General features: G+C 47.7%; 6 protein-coding genes. All 6 read right to left on the bottom strand.

What is annotated here, in order from left to right; genetic code table 11:
- Positions 1 to 132: 132 nt before the first annotated feature.
- Positions 133 to 636, bottom strand: coding sequence for a hypothetical protein (locus QNK41_RS04460; RefSeq protein ID WP_319254177.1), 504 nt, complete (start codon positions 634 to 636; stop codon positions 133 to 135).
- 21 nt (positions 637 to 657) lie between these two features.
- Positions 658 to 1059, bottom strand: a complete 402-nt coding sequence (locus QNK41_RS04455; protein WP_319254175.1) for a hypothetical protein — start codon at positions 1057 to 1059, stop codon at positions 658 to 660.
- Between the two features lie 400 nt (positions 1060 to 1459).
- On the bottom strand, positions 1460 to 1987 hold the full coding sequence (locus tag QNK41_RS04450; RefSeq protein WP_319254173.1) for a hypothetical protein: 528 nt from the start codon (positions 1985 to 1987) through the stop codon (positions 1460 to 1462).
- Between the two features lie 11 nt (positions 1988 to 1998).
- Positions 1999 to 2970: a flotillin-like protein FloA gene (gene floA / locus QNK41_RS04445; RefSeq protein WP_319254170.1), complete on the bottom strand. Its 972-nt coding sequence runs from the start codon at positions 2968 to 2970 to the stop codon at positions 1999 to 2001.
- A gap of 40 nt (positions 2971 to 3010) precedes the next feature.
- On the bottom strand, positions 3011 to 3490 hold the full coding sequence (locus tag QNK41_RS04440) for an NfeD family protein (protein WP_319254167.1): 480 nt from the start codon (positions 3488 to 3490) through the stop codon (positions 3011 to 3013).
- Positions 3483 to 4886: an NfeD family protein gene (locus QNK41_RS04435; RefSeq protein WP_319254166.1), complete on the bottom strand. Its 1404-nt coding sequence runs from the start codon at positions 4884 to 4886 to the stop codon at positions 3483 to 3485. The genes QNK41_RS04440 and QNK41_RS04435 overlap by 8 nt, the downstream gene beginning before the upstream one ends.
- Between the last annotated feature and the right edge of the window lie 628 nt (positions 4887 to 5514).

The following is a 5514-nucleotide window of genomic DNA, read 5'->3' as shown; positions in this document are numbered from 1 at the left end:
CCACCCGAAATTTCGTCTGGCCACAAGATGTAGCGGTGCTTGGAATTAGCTTTGGTACAAGCTTTTGGCAAGATATCTCATGGTCTTGTTAACCCGTATTTCGTGCGATACCCAAAACAAAGCTTCCATAGATTAGATGCGGAAAACAATTACGGAGCGATATTTATCCAGAGTTTTCTGCTTTAGCAACTGAAACAAGTCGTAGATACTGGGATGAAGTGAATTTGAGCTTGGGATGAAAAAGTGTTTTTTTTCGATTCCGATCTCATCCAAAAAGTACAAAAAGGCCTCCAATGGTCCGGTTTGATGTTCTCCCAATACAAGCACATTCAACATCCGAGCCTTTAGAGGGAGAGAAGCTTGGCTACGGAGGTTTTGAAAAAGCCAATTCGGTTCGTTCGTGCAATGTAATGCGCCGAACAGAATAATGTGACGTTTCCCCGACTGGAAACGATCCCAGAAATTATGGGCAATGGATTTATCTCGTGAATTAAAGTGACCACGCTGTTCCTTTTGCTGTTCATCGGTTTCTTCAATACCATAGATATTGATATTAGGGTTAGTGTCCACAACAGTGCGAAGTATATGCATTATATCAGCATTTAATAAAGGGAAATAATCCCTGCCAGCCTCCATTCGTTTGATTAAAGACTTCAGCTATCCAGGAGTCGCTTCCAGCATGAGGGTATCAGCCCTGACCTTTGCGAAAAATTCTTCTGCGAGAAAATTGCGGGTAGATTCCTCATGAAACTCGCCTATGCACAGTATTTGATAATCTGATCGAGTAAGATGTGTCAGCCATCGCTCCATGGAAATCAAATTCGATTCCAGGTTTTCTTTGATGGCGGCTTGCTCCGATTGCGGTAGTTGGAAAAACAGTCGTAGAGCGTTAACTGCCTCTTCATGATGAACAGGATGCTGGATACGCTCTACGCTCGGTGGTCTGTTAGGACGTATCGGATATTCCAGTGAAATCCAATCATAAACGGATAACAAAAGCAGAATAATGAGGTACCCACCTAATATGGCCAATATTACCCGAGCTAACGGTGAGTCCATTTAAAAAAAACCTCGATAGATTGCGCGCAAGATCATTGCAGAACAAACAAAATAAGCCTACGGTATCCTGTATATAAATGCAAATTCGATATGATCCCTAATATTTAAAGCCAGTGGCAAGGTAACACAAGATTCATAGTATAAAGTAAAATGCAGATATCCTTATTTGGACATCTATTTACAATAGCTGAGATCTTCTATTTCTGATAACTGTTGCCCAGTAAATTTTGTATGCTATCTACCGCCCGTTTCATTAAATACAATTAGGGTATATCAAATCGGGGGAAACCGATATGAACAGCTTAAAGGCACCAGGAAATTTTGAAAATTTAGCTGGTCATAAAGGTCAAATTGGTAACGCTGAAAGTATGAATGTTGAGACCTGTCCCTCTATCTTCTCCTATCTCCGGCCACCGAATTGATCCCTGAGGGCTACCGGGGGGCCGAGGATTTCCGCCCAGATCACCGCCCTGCGCAAGTCGGCGCGGCTGGTGGCCATGGACGTGTACGACGGTTTACCGGCGTGCACCGCCTTACGCCGCGGGACACCGGGGACGAATTGGGTTTTATCCGATCGGGTGGTTTGAGCCCTAGCAGGTGCTGCGGGCGGCATTTTTTTCGTATGAGGCGGTGTTTCCGCTTCTTCAAACACCAAATCATCGAGGGCCGCTTCATCCGCATCGGATGGTGAACTGAACCCCTCGCCGCCGTCCAGCAATTGATCCCATCCGGAAGCACCGGTGTTGCGATCTTTTGACTGCTGTTCCATCTTGGTTTGTATGTCGGCAAGAAAATCGTTGAGTTTTTTAATCCAGCCGCCACCACCCGGGGGCGTGGCGCCCTGTTGCGTCTTTTGCTTAGATTTGATTTTACTGACGACCGACACGACAGCGATGATGATCACGATGAGTGTAAAGATATTATCCATGGTCAAGATTCCTATTCGGTCTTCTCATCGGGAGATCCGATGGTATCTCTCATTTGAGTATCCGCTTCTATGTTTTTCATGCGGTAATAATCCATCACCCCGAGATGACCTTGTTCGAATGCGTGGGCCATGGCTAGCGGAATCTGCGCTTCGGCCTCAACGACTTTTGCCCGCATTTCTTCTACACGCGCTTTCATTTCCTGCTCTACGGCAAAAGCCATGGCACGTCGTTCTTCAGCCTTTGCCTGGGCGATCTTCTTATCTGCCTCGGCGCGGTCGGTTTCCAGTTCGGCGCCGATATTTTTACCGACATCCACATCGGCAATATCGATGGACAGGATTTCATAGGCTGTGCCTGCATCCAACCCTTTGTCCAGCACCCGTTTTGAGATCATATCGGGATTTTCAAGAACCATTTTATGGGTTTCTGCCGATCCAATGGTGGTGACGATCCCTTCGCCGACCCTTGCAAGGATGGTTTCTTCGCCGGCCCCGCCCACGAGTCGTTCGATATTGGCGCGAACCGTCACCCGGGAGAGGGCTTTGAGCTGGATGCCGTCTTTGGCCATGGCCGCAATCAATGGGGTTTCAATGACTTTGGGGTTAACGCTCATCTGCACGGCTTCCAGCACATCCCGGCCGGCAAGATCAATGGCAGCCGCACGGTTGAAGTCGAGTTCTATATTAGCCTTGTCTGCCGCGATCAAGGCCTGGACAACCCGTGACACATTGCCGCCGGCAAGAAAATGGGATTCAAGCGAATCGGTGGAAAAGTTGAGTCCGGCTTTAACCGCCATAATTTTTGACGTCACTATGAGGTTGGGCGGCACTTTGCGGAAACGCATGAAAACAATATTAAACAAACCGACCCGTGCGCCGGAGACCAAGGCCTGCACCCAAAGTGCGATAGCGGAACCGACGAAGAATAACAGCACCATTACGGCAATTGCGATAACAATAAGAATGATAAAATTAGTATCCATGGTTTTACTCCTTTTACGAGTCTTTTAAGGTTTTGCTAAATTAATCTTTTTGTTTAACGACGATCTGGTTGCCACGCACGGCGATAACGATTATTTCGGTCTGCTTTTCAAGGTACTCGCCTCGGGTTACGACATCCAGCCGTTGATCATCGATCGTGGCAACACCGGAAGGTCGCAAATCGGTGATCGCGAGGCCTAAGCTCCCTAAATAATCGTTCTGGTCCGAAGACTGAGCGGTCACACCGTCTTCCTTCGACAGCTTCGTGCGCAGCGTAGCGGGAGATTTGGCCAGAAATTTGATGCCGAAATAGACCAGGATGGGGACGATAAATAAATCGGCGATGATGAATGCCATGCCGGCTGACGCGGATATGTTGGTAAAAACAAGGTATAGTGAATATCCGAAAAGACCGGTGGCCAGGATTGAAAGGATTCCGCCGGAAGGAAGGATGATTTCGGCGATGATGACAAGAATACCGACCAATTGCAGAAAAACGGGTACGTGTATGGCGCTATTCATCGGTATCTATCCGAACGACCACTATTTTGGTCCCTTTGATTGTTGCGACGCGAATCTTGGACCCCTTGGGCACGAAGTCTCCCTGGGTGACGACATCGTAGCGTTCTCCGTCAATGGTTGCTTTTCCGGACGGTCGCAGCAGGGTGATGGCTGTTCCGGTCTGTCCTGCCTGCAGGGAGGTGTCCACCGGCAAATCAAGCCGGGCATCGGCGAGTGTGGCCGCCAGGTAAGGACCTTGAACGGTTTTTGAAATTCTTGGAAAAACATAGCGTAAAAGAAATAGGGCGAAAAGAAAAGAACCCAATACGGAGCTCAATACCCTGAGCATATTATTGATTAAAAGCTCTTTCTCCCACGGTAAATTAGGATCGGGAATGACAAAATCCTGCAAACTCAACAGCAATCCCGCAGTAATGCAGACGATTCCGGCGATCCCCGAAATCCCGAACCCGGGAAAGACAAATATTTCAAATCCCATCAGGACGATACCAATCATAACGATGAGCAGTTCCGTAAAATTGGCCAGGCCGACGAGATATTGATTGAAAAAAACAAGCGCGAGACAAAGAATACCGATAATCCCCGGCGCCCCAAAACCCGGCGCCTTAATCTCCGTGTAGAGCGAACCCAGGCCGATCAGCATTAATATGGGGCTGAGCATACCGATGAAGCTGACCAGATTTTCGGACCAACTTTCTTGAATTCGCGTTAAATTCTGATCGCTGAGATCCATCTGCTTGAGCATCTCTTCAAGACTTGCGACACTCATCGATGAAAACCCGAGGTCATGGGCTTCACTGTCGTCCATGGTTAACAGCTCACCTTTGGCCACAACGGTTTTTTTGGAAGTGATACTGTCTTGCTGATCTTTATCAAGGTCCTGGTATTCCTGGGCATCCATGAACACCAGCTTGTCTTCGAGTTTAACGCGGTACACCTCCATATCGACGCTAACCATCGCCTCGGCCAGTACGGCAGGGTAGCCGTTTCGTTTGGCCAGCGTGCGGAATTTGGCTCTGAGAGGCGATTGGAATTTTTCGCCCATCATTTTAGGGCCTTCTTTGGAATAGGTGATTGGCGCGCAATCGCCGATCGTCGTATTGTTTTTCATCACCAGCTGATTACAGGCCAGAGAAATCAGGGCGCCGGCAGATATGGCTTTATTGGTGACAAACGCGATGGTTTTGGCGTTTTTGACATTGATCAGGGCGTCGACCATCTCCAGGGCTGAATCGACCCGGCCGCCAAAGGTATTCATTTCAACCACGATAACTGTGTCTGCGGTATCGGGTACGTCATTCAACGCTCTTTTCAAAAACGCCGCCATTCCCGGCTCGACATCACCTGAAATTGGAATGACAAATACATTGGCCGGTTTCTGTTGGCTTCGCGCCATATTGCCGTATCCGCAAATCGCAATAATCACGATTGCCGGAATGAACCACCCGGTTTTTTTAAAAAAGCGATTCACGCCAAGCCTCATTTTCGATGGAGAATACTACATAAAAGAATATGTGAATAACATAACGATGATACTTCGGCGCAAGACGAAAGTAAAGGTATAAAATATAAAAATTTAAATTACTTAGCGAATTTTCGCTCTCCATAAAGGCAACGCTCGACGTCAGTTTGAAACCGGCTTTGATCAAATGGGCATCATGCCTGGGAGAAATTAGCGGATCTGGGGTCGGATCGAAAGCGCCGATTAAAACCGGTAAAGGATAGAGAAGGAAAGAGTCTTATGGTGAAGGTTTAACCCACGTCGCAAGGGGTAGACCATTCCCCTTCAAACATTATGTCTATTAAATACCGCCAGATGAAAAAATGACCGGCCACAACATCTGGGGGTCTGATCTTTTTTAAATTTGTTGACTTTCTAATTGTTGACGGATTCGTAAAAAGTCACCTGTCATGTCATTCCCGCGAAGGCGGGAATCTATAACTACCTGTTAATACTGGATCCCCGCCTTCGCGGGGACGAGTGCGCCTGTGAAGACGCCATAACAGCACGGTGCAAGTCCGTG

This window comes from Desulfosarcina sp. (assembly GCF_033791525.1).
Lineage (GTDB): Bacteria > Desulfobacterota > Desulfobacteria > Desulfobacterales > Desulfosarcinaceae > Desulfosarcina.
This window is presented reverse-complemented; position numbering and strand designations above follow the sequence as displayed.

Coding starts and splice junctions, on each gene's coding strand:
- QNK41_RS04460 (WP_319254177.1), bottom strand. CDS start 636: ATGGAGGCTGGCAGGGATTATTTCCCTTTATTAAATGCTGATATAATG.
- QNK41_RS04455 (WP_319254175.1), bottom strand. CDS start 1,059: ATGGACTCACCGTTAGCTCGGGTAATATTGGCCATATTAGGTGGGTAC.
- QNK41_RS04450 (WP_319254173.1), bottom strand. CDS start 1,987: ATGGATAATATCTTTACACTCATCGTGATCATCATCGCTGTCGTGTCG.
- floA (WP_319254170.1), bottom strand. CDS start 2,970: ATGGATACTAATTTTATCATTCTTATTGTTATCGCAATTGCCGTAATG.
- QNK41_RS04440 (WP_319254167.1), bottom strand. CDS start 3,490: ATGAATAGCGCCATACACGTACCCGTTTTTCTGCAATTGGTCGGTATT.
- QNK41_RS04435 (WP_319254166.1), bottom strand. CDS start 4,886: ATGGCGCGAAGCCAACAGAAACCGGCCAATGTATTTGTCATTCCAATT.